Source organism: Tautonia sp. JC769 (assembly GCF_040717455.1).
Taxonomy (GTDB): Bacteria; Planctomycetota; Planctomycetia; order Isosphaerales; family Isosphaeraceae; genus Tautonia.
In genome coordinates, this window is the sequence record NZ_JBFEFH010000020.1 from 1 (window position 1) to 16,357 (window position 16,357).

Annotated in this window: 11 protein-coding genes; 5 read left to right on the forward strand and 6 right to left on the reverse strand. The window is 68.9% G+C overall.

Annotation, left to right across the window (positions count from 1 at the left end):
* Positions 1-45: 45 nt before the first annotated feature.
* The 3 genes from AB1L88_RS18410 to AB1L88_RS18420 form a co-directional block, all read right to left on the reverse strand.
* The gene (locus AB1L88_RS18410) at positions 46-1,209 is read right to left on the reverse strand and encodes an alpha/beta hydrolase-fold protein (RefSeq protein WP_367098149.1); all 1,164 of its coding nucleotides are present in this window, start codon (positions 1,207-1,209) and stop codon (positions 46-48) included.
* A gap of 33 nt (positions 1,210-1,242) precedes the next feature.
* On the reverse strand, positions 1,243-2,703 hold the full coding sequence (locus AB1L88_RS18415) for an amino acid permease (protein ID WP_367098150.1): 1,461 nt from the start codon (positions 2,701-2,703) through the stop codon (positions 1,243-1,245).
* 87 nt (positions 2,704-2,790) lie between these two features.
* The gene (locus tag AB1L88_RS18420) at positions 2,791-5,142 is read right to left on the reverse strand and encodes a M28 family metallopeptidase (RefSeq protein ID WP_367098151.1); all 2,352 of its coding nucleotides are present in this window, start codon (positions 5,140-5,142) and stop codon (positions 2,791-2,793) included.
* A 210-nt stretch (positions 5,143-5,352) separates the two neighbouring features.
* Here AB1L88_RS18420 and AB1L88_RS18425 point away from each other — a divergent pair, with 210 nt between their 5' ends.
* Complete coding sequence (locus AB1L88_RS18425) at positions 5,353-5,946, forward strand: hypothetical protein (protein WP_367098152.1); 594 nt, start codon at positions 5,353-5,355, stop codon at positions 5,944-5,946.
* Positions 5,947-6,067: 121 nt separating this feature from the next.
* Positions 6,068-6,616: a hypothetical protein gene (locus tag AB1L88_RS18430; RefSeq protein ID WP_367098153.1), complete on the forward strand. Its 549-nt coding sequence runs from the start codon at positions 6,068-6,070 to the stop codon at positions 6,614-6,616.
* A 23-nt stretch (positions 6,617-6,639) separates the two neighbouring features.
* Here AB1L88_RS18430 and AB1L88_RS18435 read toward each other — a convergent pair whose 3' ends face one another.
* Both AB1L88_RS18435 and AB1L88_RS18440 read right to left on the reverse strand, forming a co-directional pair.
* Positions 6,640-7,725, reverse strand: a complete 1,086-nt coding sequence (locus tag AB1L88_RS18435) for a spore photoproduct lyase family protein (RefSeq protein ID WP_367098154.1) — start codon at positions 7,723-7,725, stop codon at positions 6,640-6,642.
* A gap of 135 nt (positions 7,726-7,860) precedes the next feature.
* Positions 7,861-8,505: a hypothetical protein gene (locus AB1L88_RS18440; protein ID WP_367098155.1), complete on the reverse strand. Its 645-nt coding sequence runs from the start codon at positions 8,503-8,505 to the stop codon at positions 7,861-7,863.
* Between the two features lie 283 nt (positions 8,506-8,788).
* Between AB1L88_RS18440 and AB1L88_RS18445 the strand changes: the two genes are divergently transcribed.
* Complete coding sequence (locus tag AB1L88_RS18445; RefSeq protein ID WP_367098156.1) at positions 8,789-9,586, forward strand: hypothetical protein; 798 nt, start codon at positions 8,789-8,791, stop codon at positions 9,584-9,586.
* 139 nt (positions 9,587-9,725) lie between these two features.
* Positions 9,726-11,057, forward strand: a complete 1,332-nt coding sequence (locus AB1L88_RS18450) for a DegT/DnrJ/EryC1/StrS family aminotransferase (RefSeq protein WP_367098157.1) — start codon at positions 9,726-9,728, stop codon at positions 11,055-11,057.
* Positions 11,058-11,139: 82 nt separating this feature from the next.
* Here AB1L88_RS18450 and AB1L88_RS18455 read toward each other — a convergent pair whose 3' ends face one another.
* On the reverse strand, positions 11,140-12,783 hold the full coding sequence (locus tag AB1L88_RS18455) for an HD-GYP domain-containing protein (protein WP_367098158.1): 1,644 nt from the start codon (positions 12,781-12,783) through the stop codon (positions 11,140-11,142).
* Between the two features lie 448 nt (positions 12,784-13,231).
* On the opposite strand from AB1L88_RS18455, the gene AB1L88_RS18460 reads away from it, so the two are divergent.
* Positions 13,232-16,354 carry a protein kinase gene (locus tag AB1L88_RS18460; RefSeq protein ID WP_367098159.1) on the forward strand — a complete coding sequence of 1,041 codons (3,123 nt, stop codon included), beginning with the start codon at positions 13,232-13,234 and terminating at the stop codon, positions 16,352-16,354.
* The last annotated feature ends 3 nt before the right edge of the window (positions 16,355-16,357 follow it).

A 16,357-nucleotide genomic window follows, 5' to 3' on the forward strand; every position in this document is an offset into this window, starting at 1 on the left:
GCGTCCCGGGTTCGGCGCGATCGGCTCGGCGGTCGGGTGCTCGTCTCAGTCGTTCCAACCCTCCCAGGTCAGGCGGAGCGTCTCGGGCAGGACGCGACCGGCGGCCTGGTAGCCGTGATAGCTGTCGTCGGTGACGAAATCGACGTCGTAACCGGTCTCCGACAACGCTTCGTGCATCCGGACGTTGGCCTCCCACCAGTTTCCGAAGCGGTTGATCAGGTCGTTGCGGCCATCGTGCAGGACGACCTTGACGAGCGGCTTCCGCTCGGCCTGCCGGACGATCTCCGGATACGCCCCGCCCCCCCGGATGTCCGTGAAGCTGCCGATATGCGAGCAGACCCGGCCGAACAGATCCGGGCGTTCCCAGGCGACCGTGAACGCGCAGATCCCGCCCGACGACGCCCCGCCGATGGCGCGAGACTCCGGGTCGTCTCGCAGGTTGAACTCCGACTCCAGCCGAGGGAGGACCTCATCGGCCAGGAACGTGGCGTAGCGATCGCTCAGGGTGTCGTACTCGATGCTCCGGTTGCGCGAGCCGTCGTCGTTGACCCCCGGATTCAGCAGGGCCAGGATCGTGACGGGCATGTCCCCGTCGGCGATGAGGTTCTCCACCACCGTGCCGACATGTTCTCGCTTGTAGGCGTCTCCGTCCTGGAAGACCATCACGGCGGCCGGCTCGGCACCATCGTAGGCGGCGGGGACATAAATCCAGCCGGTGCGGTCGTTGTCGAAGACCTCGCTCCGGAAGCTGAACTCGCGGAACGTGCCGTAGTCCTGCCCGGGCCGCTTGGACGACTCAAGGGGATAGGCCCACCCCGGCATCTCGATCGACCCGCCGCCGATTCGGTCGCCTCCCAGGGTGAGCTCATAATTGAACTTCTGGTCATTGGCGACCTCCAGCACGATCGCCCACAGGCCGGACTCGCCGATCGGCTTCAGTTCCCGGCCCTGCTGCCTCGTGACCATCCCTTCGAGCCGGGGGGCGGGGTCGGCCTCGCTCGGCGCGGCCGCGACGAACGCGGCCAGCCCCTCGTCATGGAACGCGGCCCCCCGAGCCGGGTCGGCTCCCTCCGGGAGGCGTTCGCGGATGCGGGCGGCCAGCCGCGCGCCCTCGTCGGCCGCGATCGGTCCCTGCAAGGCGTCTCGCAATTCGGCCGCGGTGATCGGGTCGGGATTCAGCAGCATCGCGATCAGGAGGGAGAGGATCATGGGGGGATCTCGCACGCCCACTGGGCGGACAGGTCACGGGCCTCCTCGACGGCGCATGACCAGATACGCCGGGACGCCCGCGAGGATGATGCCGAGCCCGACGATCGACTCGGCGAATGTCTCCTGGAGCATGTTCCCGAGGAGCAAGGCCGCCCCCGCCAGGTAGATCAACGGCGTGATCGGGTAGCCCCACGTCCGGTACGGACGCTTCAGGTCGGGCCTCGTGCGCCGGAGGACGAAGACGGACGCCACGGTCAGGGCATACATGAACGTCGCGCCGAAAATCACGTAGGAGAACAGGACATCATAGAGCGGTGTCTGATTGAGCTTGACCCATGCGTCCCGGAACCAGACCGGCAGGCCGCTCTCCGAGCCCGGCGCCTCGATCACCAGGAAGATGGCGCCGGCGGCCGTCAGGAGCGCCGCCCAGGCGGTCTGGATGATGATCGCGTTGGCCGGGGTGTGGAACCTCGGATGGACGTGGCTGATCGCGTGCGGCAGCAAGCCGTCTCGGGCCATGGCGAAGTACGCCCGGGGCCCGGACAGGGCATTGCCGTTGAGCGCGATGAAGATCGACCCCATCACGACCAGGGCGATGAGCCAGGCGCCGGGGAGGCCGAACAATCGGACGAAGAACGCCCCCGCCACGTTCCGGCCGTCGGGCGGCTGGGCGACGTCGGCCATCGGCAGGACGAGGTGATAGGAGAGCGTCACCCCCAGGTACACGCCGATCAGGGTCAGGGTCCCCAGGATCGCCGCGCGCGGGATGTTCCGCTCGGGCTCCCGGATCTCCTCGGCGAGCGCAGTGATGTTGATCCAGCCGTCGTAGGTCCAGAGCACGCCGACCATCGCCGCCAGCATGGCCCGCATGAGCGACCCGCCCAGGTCGGTCGGCCAGACGGGAGACAGGTTCTCGGCCCGGGCCACCCCCATCACAAACGGCAGCGGGAGCAGGATCATGGCGATCATGGTGCCCACCTTCAGCACCGTGCCGAGGACCTGCACCCCCCCGCCGACCCGGGCACCCAGCACGTTCAGGACCGCCAGCGTCGTCATGGCCAGGATCGCCACGCCCGCTTCCCAACCGGCCTTGGGAATGCCGTCGGGGGGCGGCACCACCTCGCCGAAATAGAGGGCGAATCCGGCCGCCAACGCCGCGACCGAGCCGGATCGGATGACCAGGAATTCGGTCCAGCCGAACAGGAAGCCCGCGAGCTTCCCGAACGCCTCTTTGAGATACACATACGGCCCGCCGGCCTGCGGGAGCATCGCCCCCAACTCGGCGACCGTGAGGGCGCCGGCCAGCGTGAGCAACCCGCCGGCGACCCAGATGGCGATGATCAGGCTGATCGACCCGAGGGTCCCCGCCACCCGCGCCGGCACGATGAAAATGCCCGATCCGATGACCGATCCGACGATCGCGCTGTACGCGGTCGCCGGCCCCAGCACGCGGGGCAAGATCGGGCGGTCGGCCTTCCGAGGATCGGTTGACATCCGGGCGTGCTCTCTAAGGATGGAAATCGGCGGGAGTCGGGAACCAAAAAGTCAGGAAAAACGCACTTCTGTGAGCGGTCGAACGCCTCAGTTCGCGTCCCGGGCGGCGTCGGCCGCTTCGGACATGACGGCGATGGCCGCCTCAATTCGATCGATCAAAATGGGGATCTGTTCGTCCAGGACGTCTTGATCGGTTTCTTCGATCCCCTGTCGGACGCCCGGCAGGGGCCAGCTCGCATAGCCGGTCGTCAGCCCGGGGGCGTAGATCGCGTGGCGAAAGAAGGGCCGGCCGGGGAGCCCCTCCTCGATCAGGAACGCCCGCTCGACGCGCATCAAGGCGTCATTGACGCGGCTCAGGGTCGCTTCATCGGGCCGATCCTGCCGATCGGCCAGCGCGGCCGTGGCCTCGTCGAGTGTCGCGGCCTGCTGTTGGAAGTCTCGGATCGTCCGGCCGAGCCTGGCCAGGCCATCGACCCGGATCGGCGGCTCGTCGGGGTTCGCCAGCGATTTCCGAGCGACCATCTCGCGGAGCCTGTCCAGCTCCTCTTCCAACGCCTCGCCATAGGGCCGGAAGGTCAAGGGGGCGACCTCGGCCGAGGCGGCTCGGAAAAGGATCAGGGTATAGAGCTTTGCCGCGGTGGTGTGCCTCGTGAATCCGGGGTCGCCGAACCGTTCCATCCAGAAGAAGTTGTCATAAATGGAGTGATACACCCCGTAACGACCGCCGAAATCGACGTTCAGGGCGGGAATGCCCAGGTGGTCGAGGAAGGCCGTGTAGTCGGACCCCGAGCCGAGCGGATTGAGCCGAGCGGAGAAGCTCGGCAGCTCGGGCATGGGGTCCTCGGCGTCGAGATCGGGCATGTTCAATCGAGTCGACTTGGCCCACGCCGATCGCTGTTCGTCGAGCCAGACATCCCGCAAGGATCGGCCACTCGACGGCTCGACCACGTCGGCGGCGGCCGACAGCATCAGGTCTCGGAGCGACGGCACGCCGTCCACGTCGAGATTCGGCCCGGAGACGGCCGAATCGACGTTGAGCATCATCAGGGCCCTGGCGTCGAGTTCGTTCCGGTGCTCGTCGGCCCATTCGGTCGAGCCGACGAGGCCGTATTCCTCCGCGTCCCAGCTCGCATAGACGAGGGTGCGCCTCGGCCTCCAGCCGTCCTTGTAAGCCTCGCCCAACGCCCGGCAGGCTTCGAGCGTGGCGGCACTGCCGCTCCCCGGATCGACCGCGCCGTAAGTCCAGGCGTCGCGGTGATTGCCGACCATCACCCAGCGGTCGGGCTCGACTGCCCCCGGCAGGGTGGCGATCACGTTGTGGATCGTCTTGAGGCTGTATTTCGTCCGAACCGCCAACCGAACTTCCACCGGCCCCGGGCCGACGTGATACGCCAGGGGCAGGCCCCCTTGCCACCCTTCGGGGACCTCGGGGCCGGCGAGGGCCTCGAAGATGGGCAGGGCCGCCTCGTAGCTGATCGGCAAGGAAGGGATGGCGGCGAAGTACTCGTCGCGGTCGAGCCCGGTTTCCTCCTCCCAGGCGTCGACCAGATGCGGCAACACCGAATAATTCATGCTGGGATCGTCGAGCGACATCGGCGCCTTGCCCGCCAGCGGGAAGCCGAAATGGCGGTCGAACGGCAAGCGATCGGCCCCCTTGACCGACGGCCCGTGCGGCGTCGAGGGGTCTCCCGGACCGAGCGAGAGGAACTGGACGCTCCCGCGCTGGATGGCTGAGGGGGGCCGGAACGGCCCGTTCGGATAGACGTCGCCTCGGGCGTAGCCGTCGTCGATCGGATCGGAATACATCAACACCCCGATCGCCCCCCGACGCTGGGCGTTCAGGACCTTCAGGCCCCGGAAGATCGCCCCGTAGCGGGCGAGGACGATCTTGCCGGCCACGTCGATCCCCAGGTCCTCCAGCGCCTTGAAATCGGCGACGGTCCCATAATTCGCATAGACGATCTGCCCGGTCACGTCTCCCGAGATCCCGTAGCCGTGGAAGGCGGGCCAGGCGACCGGGCTGCTCGAGTCCTTGTCGAGCGGGTTCGGATCCTCGATCACCTTCAATTCGATCGGTTCGGGGCGGACGATCGAGACCGAGGTCAGGCCGTCGGGTTCGTTCAGCAAGACCTCGTACTCGGCGAACTCGGCGTCCCAGCCCCACTCGCGGAGCGATTCTCGGACAAAAACGGCCGTCTCGTACCCCGCGACGGTCCCGGCCTCGTGCGGTTCCTCGGTCAGGCGTCGCAGGATCGACCGCGCGGAGTCCGGGTTCGGGACCGTCAGCGCCCGGGCCTCCACCCCGGCCAGCGCGTCCGCCTGGGGTGCCGAATACCCCGGAGGGCGAGGGTCGTCGTCCCGGGCGGCAGCGGGGGCTGCCAGGAGCACGAGCAGCGAGACTCGCCGGACGATTCTGGACACCGAGGGGTTCCGATGCATCGGCGCAACGCTCCGAAACGGCGGGGCGACTTGACAGGGCACGCCGCGAGGGGGCATCCTCAGTCCGACGAACCGAGACGCGGCGCCCGTGATTGTGAGCAGGATACGGCCCGCCTCGGACCAACGCCAGACCCTCCGGCCGGATCGTCGGCGCCGGCGATGCTCACGAGCCGGCTGATCCCCCGGCCGATTCCGTCGAGGCTCATGCAGATGTCGATCGTGCCGTTGCTTGCGGGAATCGGGCTGCTTGGCACGCCTGGCTCTCAGGCCTCACCGGCCGAGGGAGAGGTCATTCAGGCCCGCTACGAGGTCGACCTCCTGGGCAGGAGTCGGGTCATCTTCGCCTTGCCCCCCGGCCCCCGGACCATCACGGCCTTCCGGTGGGTGCCGGACCCGGATTCCCCGGATTCCTGGGAATCGGCCCGTCTTCGCCTCGTCTGGGACGGCGACGACCCGGAGCGTGCCGGTGTTGACGTCCCGCTCGGCCAGTTCGCCCGCACCGACGACGATCGCCCCGGATCCTTCGTCAACGACCGAGCAATGCCCTACCGTCGCCTCGGCCGACTGGTGCTCGATGCCGAAGGTCCCGTCCGCGGCTCCCTCCGGCTCGAGACCGTCCCGGAGGCGACCATCCTCGACGATCGGGGCTACCTCAGGGCGACGCTCCGGGCCGAAGCCGACGAGGCGGGACGGGAGCCGCCGTTGAATTCGGAGAACGTCGGGGAGAATCACGAGCGCGAAATCGATCCCGCCGTGCGATACTGGTACGCTCGCGATCCCGGGCCGGTTGCGTCGCGCCGGTAGGTCGTCGATCGTGGTCGGAACGGCCTGGTTTCCCCTTTCCCGCGTCTCCAGTCGTGCGTCGAGGTGTCTCGAAGGCCCCATCGTCCGGCTCGCCCTCCGAGGAGCCGGGGGAGAAGTACTCATGCCGCTCTCCGTCACCGTTGGTGGTGCGAAAGGAACCTTCTCGGATCAGCTCGGGGGCGAGGTGGCTCGGGTGCTCGACCGGGCATTCGGAGCCGAGGGGGACTGGGAAGGGGTGCCCGTGCGCCACTTCGGCGAACTGACGGTCGATCTCCTCGCCGAATTGCACCGCCGAGCCGTCGAGCAACTGGGCGACGATGCCGTGCCGAACCTCTCCGGCATCGTTGGGGCGCGGACCGGCGTGTTCCTCCCAGCCCACGTCCAGGCAATCACGCTCCCCCTCTCGGAACTCGGGCCGCTTCACTGCGCGAGCCTGCCGGGCCTGCGGGACGAACTGGCCGACCTGGCCAACTGCTGGGATCTCCCCCTCGACGACGCCGCCTTGCTCGACCTGCTCCGCGTGGTCGACGACCCGGAAGACGGCCCGGTCTGCGAGCCGATCGAGGTCATCACCTTCGCTCGGCTGGCGCTGGCGGCCAACGAGGCCGTCCGACGCGACTGCCCGCTCTGGCTGCTCGATCGGGTCCCCCTGGCCGTCCCGTGCGGTTGACGGCTCGGCGGATCTCGGTCCCCTCAGAACGCATACCGGACGCCGCAATACGGGAGCGACCGGCGCAAGAGCGACTCGAACTGCGTGACGAGCTCCCGCTTCAGCCCACGCCGATAGCGGACATTGCGGCCGCCGGTTTCGGAGACCTTGGCTTCCTGAAGGTCGGGCACCCAGAGCAACTCCTCGGCCTTCGGATGCCAGCGCAGGTTCACCTCGTGCAGGCCGTCGTGATGGGTCAGGAAGATGACCTCGGCCCGCAATTGCCGACGCGCCCTCGGGCCGATCGCGTCGTCGATCCTCGAGAACAGGTCCGCATAGTCGTCGAGCCAACCCTCGTAGTAGATCACCGGGCTGAAGTTCAGGTGGACCTCGTACCCGGCGGCGACGAACTCGTCGATCGCGGCGATCCGATCGGCGATGCTCGACGTGCGAATGTCCAGGAGCTTTGCCACGATGGGCGGCATCAGGCTGAACCGGATCCGCGTCTTGCCGCACGGGTCGTAGTCGAGCAATGCCCGGTTCACGAATTTCGTGGCGAACGACGCCTTCGCGTTCGGCAGGCGGCGGAACAACGCGACGAGGTCCCGGAGGTTGTCCGAGATCAGGGCATCGACCGAGCAATCCCCGTTCTCGCCGATGTCGTACACCCATTGCCAGGGGTCGACCTGGTTCGGGGAGACCTTTTCACCCTGGCGGATCGCATGGTGCTCGATCGCCCGGCTGATCGCGTCGAGGTTCACGAAGGTGCTGATCGGGTTGGCGTATCCCTTGCGCCTCGGCACATAACAGTAGGAGCAAGCCATCGCGCAACCGTTCGAGAACCCCGGCGCGATGAAGTCGGCCGATCGGCCGTTCGGACGGATTTCCATCCCCTTGCGAACGCCCAGCACCAGCGTCGATTTCTTGATCCGAAGCCAGTCCTCGGCCATCCCTTCATTGCCGTGCAGGCCGGGGATGTTCCAGTGCGACGGCACCACGACCCGCTCGGCCTTCGGGAACCGGTCGAGGATCTCCCGGCCCCTGGGGACATCCGGGACCGACGGTTCCAGATAGATCGTCCCGACCTCGAGGATCGAGGCCGGGACCACGGGCTCGGATCGCGTGGGCATCCTTCGGTTCCTTCATCCTTGAAACCGATTTGGATCGGGGCGCAATGCCGGGCCCAGACCAGACGCCCCGGTCGGCCCCGCCGCCGCGTCTGATTGTAGACAGGCGTCCAGATGTCGTCGAGGCGTCGGCGGTCCTCAGTCGGCATTCGCCCCCCGCCGGGGGAGATTCCGGGGGACCGGGCTCGGTGCCGTGATTGTGACCTCCGGGGAGGCGTTCAGCAGATGAGCACTGCTGTAACCCGACTGGATGGTGTCGAAGTGGACCGGGTGGGAGTGCGGGGGCAGCGGGTTGCTCCGTTGCCGGAAGCGGTGCGCCAGTTCCTCGCTCCTGGAGCGTTCGCGGGCCCGTCGCTTCTGAACCTCCAGCGCCTGCATCATGGCCATCCGGGGACCGCCCCCCCCCACGTTCGCGTAGATCTGCGCCTGCCTCGTGTTGTGCATGGACCAGTAGACGCCGTACAGATTGTCCGGCGTCCGGTAGATCACCTGCTGTTGCATCCCTCGCATCGTGGTCTCGCGATTGGCGAGCATCGACTGGATCATCGCGTTCGTGCGGTTGACCGACTGGATTGCCCCGGTCATTCCCAGGTTCCCACCTCCGGATGATAGGCCCGGCGGGTTCATGGACGAGATCATCCCGTTGGTCCGGACGATCGACCGTTGCGTCGCGCCGAGGTATCGGTCGGCCCCCCCCGCGGTCTGGGCCTCGGCGACCGACGCCGACAGGGCGGGAACCATCAGCGATGCCACGATGATCGGCAGCGTTCGGGCAGTTGTCATGGCGAGTCTCCGGGGAATCGTCCCGATCGGCCAGGACCCGGGCGAAGTGTCGATGCAATCATGATTCTACGACCTGGCGGCACGGGGACGCAAGTCATCTGTGCGTCGGGACGCGATGATGGATCGATCGGGTCGGGCCGAGAAGGGCCCCCGGCGACGTGTTCGATCGCCGAGGGGTCCGAACTCCTCCGCTTGCCGGGCCGGCGGGGATCTGCTACGACACGGGCCGAATCGTGAAGAACGTGCGGATCGAACCTGCAATGCCCGGGCCGGGGGTGATCTCGTGGTCGCGAATCAGATCGATCTGGCCTTCTCCGGCGACCTGACCGACCCCTGGGTCGTCGCGCTCCGAGACGCGATCCGAACCCCTTCGCTCCGGGCCATCGGGGAGGAGCTGCCCGAGCGATGGCCCGCCGGGCCGCCGCCGTCGGTCCTGGTGCTGCACCGGGCGACGCTCTCGGTGGCCGAGGCCGATCGCCTGCGCCGGCTCAGGGACGCTGAACGTGCCCCCCGCGTCATCCTCGTGGCCGGGCCTCATGCGAGGTATCACCAGATCATGGCCTGGTCGGGCCTGGTCGACGTCCTCTTGCCCGAAGCCACCGCCGGCGAGACGATCGCGCGACATCTCGGGCAAGCGAACGCCCCTCGCGTCGCGCCGCAGCGGCCCGTCCCGATCGCGCTGGCCTGTCGTCAGTGGGAGTTGGGCCGCTTGCTCGAAGACGCGCTCGGCCCGGCCGGCTATGCGCCTCGACGTGAGCGGGACGACCCCCTCCTCGGGCCGGAACCCTGGGTCGCGTGGGACGTCCCGGTCCTGGATCCGGACTGGTCGACCCGGCTGGCGATGGCCGCGCAGCGTCGCGGGGTCATCGCCCTGCTCGGGCTGGCCGATCGGCGGACGGTCGCCACGGCCCGGGCCGCGGGGGCCATCGCCTGCCTCGACCTCCCGATCGATCCCGATGACCTGATCTTCGTCCTGGATCGACTGACCGCCGCGAGGCGATCGGTCCCATCGCGGCGCGATTCGTCGCACCCGCACCGCCCTCGGTCGTTCGATCGGCAATCACGCGTCCGGACCCCATGACCTCGGGCCGGACATTTCTCTTGGGGCCTGACACGGGGCGAAAGGACGCTGGCGGCAAGGCGCCGGTTGGGATAGGCTTTGCGAGAGGTTCGCCCGCGGGAGCTCGCCACGCCGATACGCATCACGGAGACGCACTGGAATGACCCCTCGCCTTTCGAGACGATCGCTGTTCGGGGCCGCCTCGGCCCTTGGCCTGACCTGGAGTGGTTCGAGGGCGAACGGGGCCTCGGCCGACGCCCAACCGGCGATCCTCGGCGGGACCCCCGTGCGGACGGCTTCCTTTCCGAGGTGGCCGATCTTCGGGGACGAGGAGATCTCGGCACTCGTCGACGTGCTGCGATCGGGGGCCTGGTATCGGGGCAGTGGCAATCGGGTCGAGCAGTTCGAGTCCGCCTGGGCCGAGCGCCTCGGGAGTCAACACTGCGTGGCCACGGCCAACGGAACGAGCGCGCTGATCACCTCGCTCAATGCGCTCGAGGTCGGGCCGGGAGACGAGGTGATCGTCCCGCCCTATACTTTCGTCGCGACGATCAACGCCGTGTTGATCCAGCATGCGTTGCCTGTCTTTGTTGACGTGGACCCGGAAACCTCGCAGATCGATCCGAGCAAGATCGAGGCGGCCATTACGGAGCGGACCCGGGCCCTGATGCCGGTGCACATCGGCGGCTCGCCGGCCGACATGGACGCGATCATGGCCATCGCCTCGAAGCACGGCCTCCCCGTCATCGAGGACGCCTGCCAGTCGCACCTGGCCGAGTGGCGCGGCAAGAAGGTCGGCACGATCGGCGACCTCGGCTGCTTCAGCTTCCAGGCGAGCAAGAACCTCAACTCGGGCGAGGGGGGGGCCGTGATGACCCAGGACCCTCGCCTGCAGGCCGAGTGCATGAGCTTCCAGAACAACGGGCGATCCGGGCCCGGGATGCCCGGCCTCTTCGCCCGCAACGGCGCCAACCTCCGCCTCACCGAGTTCCAGGGGGCCCTGCTCCTGGCGCAGATGACCCGGCTCGACGCGCAATCGAAGCAACGGGAGCAGAACGCCGCGATCCTCACCGAGCAACTGGACGACATCCCGGGCGTCACCCCCGCCCGGATGTACGAAGGCTGCACCCGGAACGCCTATCACCTTTACATGTTCCGCTACGACCCGGATCAGTTCTCGGGCCTCCCCCGGTCCGGATTCCTCAAGGCGCTCGCGGCCGAGGGGATCCCGGCCTCCGGGGGTTACGGGCCGCTCTACGACGAGCCGTTCCTCCGCCGGGCGCTCGACTCCCGGGGCTTCCGCGCCGTCTACTCCACCCAGCAGCTCGCCGAGTATGAAGATCGGATCGACTGCCCCGGGAATGAGCAACTTTGCCGGGAAGCCGTCTGGTTCACCCAGACGACCCTGCTCGGCGGCCGCGAGGACATGGATCAAATCGCCGCGGCCATCCGCAAGATCCGCGAGCACTCCGGCGCCATCGCCGCCCTCTGATCGACCGACCTGCAGCAGATGCCCGGGGGCCTCGAAACGGGGCGTTGCCCGCCCTCAGCCCGACATCGGGCGGGCAACGCGATCACGAGAACGCGGGGGGATCGACCACCGAATCCACGACGTACGACGAATTCCTGTTGCGATTGATGGTGTCGTCCACGGCCTGGACCACACTCTCGCCGAGCCCTTTCTGGCGGATGCTCTCGATCCTGTCCCGGCAGGCGAACATGGCGTCGACCACGTCCGGATCCCACTGGGTCCCGGCCCCCTGGCGGAAGATGCGGTCGATTTGCTCGGTCGCCAGCCGGCGGCGATACGGCCGGGTGCTCGACATGGCATCGAAGGCGTCCGCCACGGCGAGGATGCGGGCAATCTGCGGGATCTGGTTCCCGGAGAGCCCGTCCGGATAGCCGGATCCGTCGAAGTTCTCGTGGTGATGCGCGACCCCAGGCAGCAGATGATGCAGCTTCTTCAAGTCGGATAAGATCTGCACCCCGATGGTCGGATGGCGCTTGATCTCGCGGAACTCCTCCGGCGTCAGGGGGCCGGGCTTCTGCAAGGTCGCGTCACAGATCCCGATCTTGCCGATGTCGTGCAGCAGGCCGCACAGGTACAGGTCACCCCGCTCGTTGGGCGACAGGCCCAGCTCCTCCCCGAGCAGGGTGGCGATCCGCCCCACGCGCTCCGAATGCCCCAGCGTGTACGGGTCCTTCGCGTCGATGGCCGCCGTCAGCGATCGAATGATGCCGAAGAGCAAGTCTTTCAGCTCGGTGAAATGGCGGGCGTTGATGCGCTGCGTGGCGATCAGGTTGGCGACCGGGCGGAGCAGGTCGGCCTCATCCTGACCGAGAGGCCGCCCGTCGGTCGGGTTGACCGCGACGACCCAGCCGGCCCGCACCCCCTCGGAGTCGGAGGAGATGGCCAGGGCCTGCCGAACGCCCTCGAGGCCGTCCTGGGCGTCGTCCGCCCAGTGGCGTTCCCCCTGGTCGCTCCTGCTGGGGATCAGGGCGCGGAAGCCCTCGGGACTCAGCCCCGCCACGTCTCCGTCGATGACCACCGCCTCCCGGCGGCTCCGGGGGACCCAGGCCACGGCTTCCACCTGGAGCGCCTCGCGCATCGATTCGACCGCCAGGCGCTGGAACCGTTTCGGCGGCTCGGCGATGGACATCTCCCGGGTCAGCCGGTCGGGGATGCGAAACTGAGTTCGTCTCGACCTGAGCGACGACGACTCGGCCTTCCTCGACGATCCCCGCCTCGTGCCGAGCCGCTGGGCCACTTCCCGCCCCCAGGCCAGCAACGCCTGGGCGGGGGTCGCGGGTCCCCAGGTCCGAGTCCCGCCGCGCTCCCCCAGGCTCGTCAGCGCGAAGCCGATCCAGATGGTGAGATCCTTCCCGAACACCTCCTCCATCTCCTCGAGATGCAGGATCAACCAGAGGTGATCGTCGGCCGGGCTGGCGAGCCAGAGCGAGGCCCCTCCCGGTTCGCGATCCAGGTCGATGGCCGTGCCCGCCGCCCGCGACGGATCGGGCCAGCGGACGCCGTCGGAACCTTCCTGCGCCAGCCAGAGGGGTTGGTTGTTCAGGTCGGTGCCGAGCAGGCCGACCGGGGCCGTGAACTCCAGTCGCAACGCACGAGCCAGCCCCTGGGCCTGGTGCTCGGGGCTTTCCACCACCTGCTGAGCGTCCAGGTGGATCGAGAACGGATCGACCGTACTGCCGGCGTGCATGGTTCCTCCTGGATTGCAAGACGATCCCGCCGCCCCGGGCACGCCCTGCCCGGCATTCGGTGACGGTCCAAGGAGAACGCTAGGTCGTGGCCGGACTTCGTGCAACTCGGACCGCGGTTCCCGGCCCCGACGGTCCGGGACGGGGCGAGGAAGCCTCCCGATCGCCCGATCGGGAACCGTGCCCCTGGCCCATCTGCAGGATCCGCCGGTGACCGCGTTGCAACAGACCTCCCCCGACGCCTCGCCGGGCGCCTGATTGATGATTCTGGGAGACATTCGGGGTCATTCTCGAAGCCTCGCGCCCCGATCTCGGCCCGAAGAAACCAGGGGTGTCCTACAGTTCATTCGGGATTCCGCGAAGGTTGGGGGTGTTGAGGGGGCGGCCCGGATTCCCCTCAGGGAATCGGTGCGGTCCGGTCCTCCCCGCCGGCTCGGAGGAGCAACGGAGATGGATGATCGGGGATCGTCGTTTCAGGACGACTCGCTGGAGTTCGACCCGGCCGTGGGCTGGAATCTCCGTCCCGAGTCGTTCACGGAGTCCGACGCATCGCAATCGTCATTCTCGCCCTCCTCCGACCCCCTCCACGCGCCGTCCGATCGGTCCTCGCCGCCCGGAGAGCCGCAGGCGGATCTCGATTACTCCATGCATCTCCGCCCGAGCGACGGGTCGATCCCGACGCCCGACGCGGCCGGGGCCCCGCCGAGGGGGTCGGCGTCTCCGGGGCAGGGGAAGTGGCGCTATCCTCGAACCGGCGAGCACCTGGCCGGCTTTCGGATCGTCGGAGAGCTGGGCCGAGGGGCGTTCGCCCGGGTCTACCTGGCCGAGCAGGAGAACCTGGCCGACCGGCAGGTCGCCCTGAAGGTCTCGAATCAGCCGGTGGGGGAGGAGTCGCAACTGCTGGCCCGATTGCAGCATTCGCATATCGTCCCCATCCACTCGGTGCACGAGGACGCGGCGTCGGGCCTCCACCTCATCTGCATGCCCTATCTGGGCGGGGCGAACCTGGCCCAGGTCCTCGAGGCCGCCGCGGCCGCCTCGGGCCCCGCCTCTCGCGACCCGGGGGGGAGCCTGATCGAGGCCCTCGACCTGGTCTGCGGGCCGCTCCCGTCGCTGCCGGCCAGCCGGATGGAGGGAGGCCACCGGCACCCCTCCCGGGGGTTGTCCGCGTCCAGGATCAAGGCCGCCTCGATCGATCCGGCTCACGCGATCCCCCGGTCGATCGAGGCCGCGGTCGTCCCGCTCTCCCGACTCCGGGCGCTCTGGAACCGCTCGTGGCACTGGATCAATGGCGGGAACCCCGATCTCGACGAGGGGCCTCGCCCGGTCGTCGCGTCCGATCGCGCCCAGCCGGCCCGCCATTTCCTCAGGCATGCCAGCGCCGTCCAGGCCTCCGTCTGGATCGCGGCCCGGCTGGCCGAGGGGCTCGAACACGCCCACTCCCGGGGGCTCCTGCACCGCGACCTCAAGCCGTCGAACATCCTGATCACCGCCGACGGCATGCCCATGATCCTCGACTTCAACCTCTCGGCCATCGCCGATCCGGGGGACGAGGGGAAGCGGGCCCGGATCGGCGGCACCCTGCCCTACATGGCTCCCGAGCATCTCGACGCGTTTCACCCTCGGGGATCGACCCCCGCCTCCGCCGTCGATGAACGCTCCGACCTGTACTCGCTGGGCCTGATCCTCTTCGAGATGGTCGCCGGCCGCCAGCCGTTCCGCGAGCCTCCCGAAGGCCCCCCCATCGCCGAGGTCCTCGACCAGATGATCGTCGAGCGGCTGACGGCACTCCCCTCGGCCCGGGCCATCAATCCCGCGGTCCCCTGGAGCCTCGACGCCCTGCTGCGCAAATGCCTCGATCCGAATCCGAGCAAGAGGTATCAGCACGCCAGCGACCTGGCCGAAGATCTCCGCCGTTTCCTGGAAGACCGCCCGGCCCGCCACGCGCCCGAGCCGAGCCTTCGCGAGCGGTTCAGCAAGCTCATGAGGCGCAACCCCCAGTTGAAAAGCTCGACGACGGTCGGGGCCGTCGCCATGATCCTCCTGGTCTCGATCGCCCTGATGTTCCTGGCCGTCAGGGAACGATGGCAGGGCGACGCCGCCCGCCTGGCCCTGCGGGATTTCGAGAACGACTTCACCCGCTGCCAGATCCTCCTGAATTCCTCGACCGACCCCAGCCTCGTCTCGAACGCCGACCTGAAGCGCGGCCTCCGCCGCGCCCGGATGGCCCTGGCCCGCTACGAGGTCGATCGCCTCGGCCCCGCCTGGGTCGATGGGCCGATGGTCCGGACCCTGCACCCCTTCGATCAGCGGGCGTTGATCGACCAGGTGGTCGAGCTGCTCATGCTCGAGGCGAGGGCCTCGATCGTCGTGGCCCGAGACGGCCCCGAGGCCGACTACGCCGCCGCCCTGATCCGGGCCGTCCAGCGGCTCGACCTGGCCGAGCAGGTCGATCCCCGGCCGCCGTCCACCCTCTTCGCCGAGCGTGCCACCTATGCCGCCGCGCTCGGCCTCGGCGACCAGGCCGAACGCGACCGCCGGCGGGCCGACGCGATCCCCCCGGAAACCGCCCGCGATTACTACCTCAGGGGGACCGCCGCGCTGGCCAATGGGCAGATCGATCAGGCCGAGGCGCTGCTCGACCGGGCCACCGGGCTCGACCCGAGACGCTTCTGGTCCTGGTTCGCGCTCGGGCTGTGCCACTTCGAGCAAGGCCGCTACGACGTGGCCGCCTCCGACTTCGCCATCTGCACGCTCCTCAACGCGCGGTCCGCCCAGGCGTTCGCCAACCGGGGGCTGGCGCTGGCCATGGACGCCCGGCCGGCCGAGGCGCGGAACGCCTACAACGAGGCCGTCTCCCTCGATCCCGACCTGATCCCGGCCCGGGTCAACCGCGCCCTGGTCTGCCTGGAGCTGGAAGATCCGGGCCAGGCCGCGAATGACCTGCAATACGCCATCGAGTCGACCCGCAGCCGCGACCCCGCCCTGCTGGCGACCTGGGCCGAGGCCCTGGCCCGATCCGGCCGCAGGGTCGAGGCCGACCACCGCTTCGGCGAGGCCCTGAAGGACCGCCCCGGCGACCCGGTGATCCTCGTCGCCCGGGGGTTCGTCCGCCTGCCCGGCGCCCCCGAGGCCGCTCGCGACGACTTCGAACGGGCACTCGCGACCGACCCGAGATCCCCCCGCGCCCACCTCGGGCTCGCCCACGTGCTCCGCGCGGACCGTCCGAGCGAGGCCCTGGCGCACCTCGATACCGCCCTCGCGGCCGAGCCGAACCTGGTCGACGCGGTCCAGCTTCGAGCCCTGGTGCGCGCCCGGCTCGGCATGCGATCGGCCGTGGCCGATGTCGATACCCTCCGACGCTTCCCGACGGCCCATCGCCTCTACAATGCGGCCAGTGCCCTGGCCATCCTCTGCGAGGCGACCGAGGACGGCTCGTTGAAGGACGACGCCCTGGCCTTGCTCCGCCGCGCGATCGACGCCGGTTTCGACCCCGGGTTCGCCGCCACCGACCCCGACCTCACCTGCCTTCGACCGCTCCCCGCCTTCCAGAAGCTCGTCCAGCCGCGGTGAGCG

Excerpts from the sequence above, each read along its gene's own strand:
- AB1L88_RS18410 (WP_367098149.1), bottom strand. The coding sequence starts at position 1,209 with ATGATCCTCTCCCTCCTGATCGCGATGCTGCTGAATCCCGACCCGATC.
- AB1L88_RS18415 (WP_367098150.1), bottom strand. The coding sequence starts at position 2,703 with ATGTCAACCGATCCTCGGAAGGCCGACCGCCCGATCTTGCCCCGCGTG.
- AB1L88_RS18420 (WP_367098151.1), bottom strand. The coding sequence starts at position 5,142 with ATGCATCGGAACCCCTCGGTGTCCAGAATCGTCCGGCGAGTCTCGCTG.
- AB1L88_RS18425 (WP_367098152.1), top strand. The coding sequence starts at position 5,353 with ATGTCGATCGTGCCGTTGCTTGCGGGAATCGGGCTGCTTGGCACGCCT.
- AB1L88_RS18430 (WP_367098153.1), top strand. The coding sequence starts at position 6,068 with ATGCCGCTCTCCGTCACCGTTGGTGGTGCGAAAGGAACCTTCTCGGAT.
- AB1L88_RS18435 (WP_367098154.1), bottom strand. The coding sequence starts at position 7,725 with ATGCCCACGCGATCCGAGCCCGTGGTCCCGGCCTCGATCCTCGAGGTC.
- AB1L88_RS18440 (WP_367098155.1), bottom strand. The coding sequence starts at position 8,505 with ATGACAACTGCCCGAACGCTGCCGATCATCGTGGCATCGCTGATGGTT.
- AB1L88_RS18450 (WP_367098157.1), top strand. The coding sequence starts at position 9,726 with ATGACCCCTCGCCTTTCGAGACGATCGCTGTTCGGGGCCGCCTCGGCC.
- AB1L88_RS18455 (WP_367098158.1), bottom strand. The coding sequence starts at position 12,783 with ATGCACGCCGGCAGTACGGTCGATCCGTTCTCGATCCACCTGGACGCT.
- AB1L88_RS18460 (WP_367098159.1), top strand. The coding sequence starts at position 13,232 with ATGGATGATCGGGGATCGTCGTTTCAGGACGACTCGCTGGAGTTCGAC.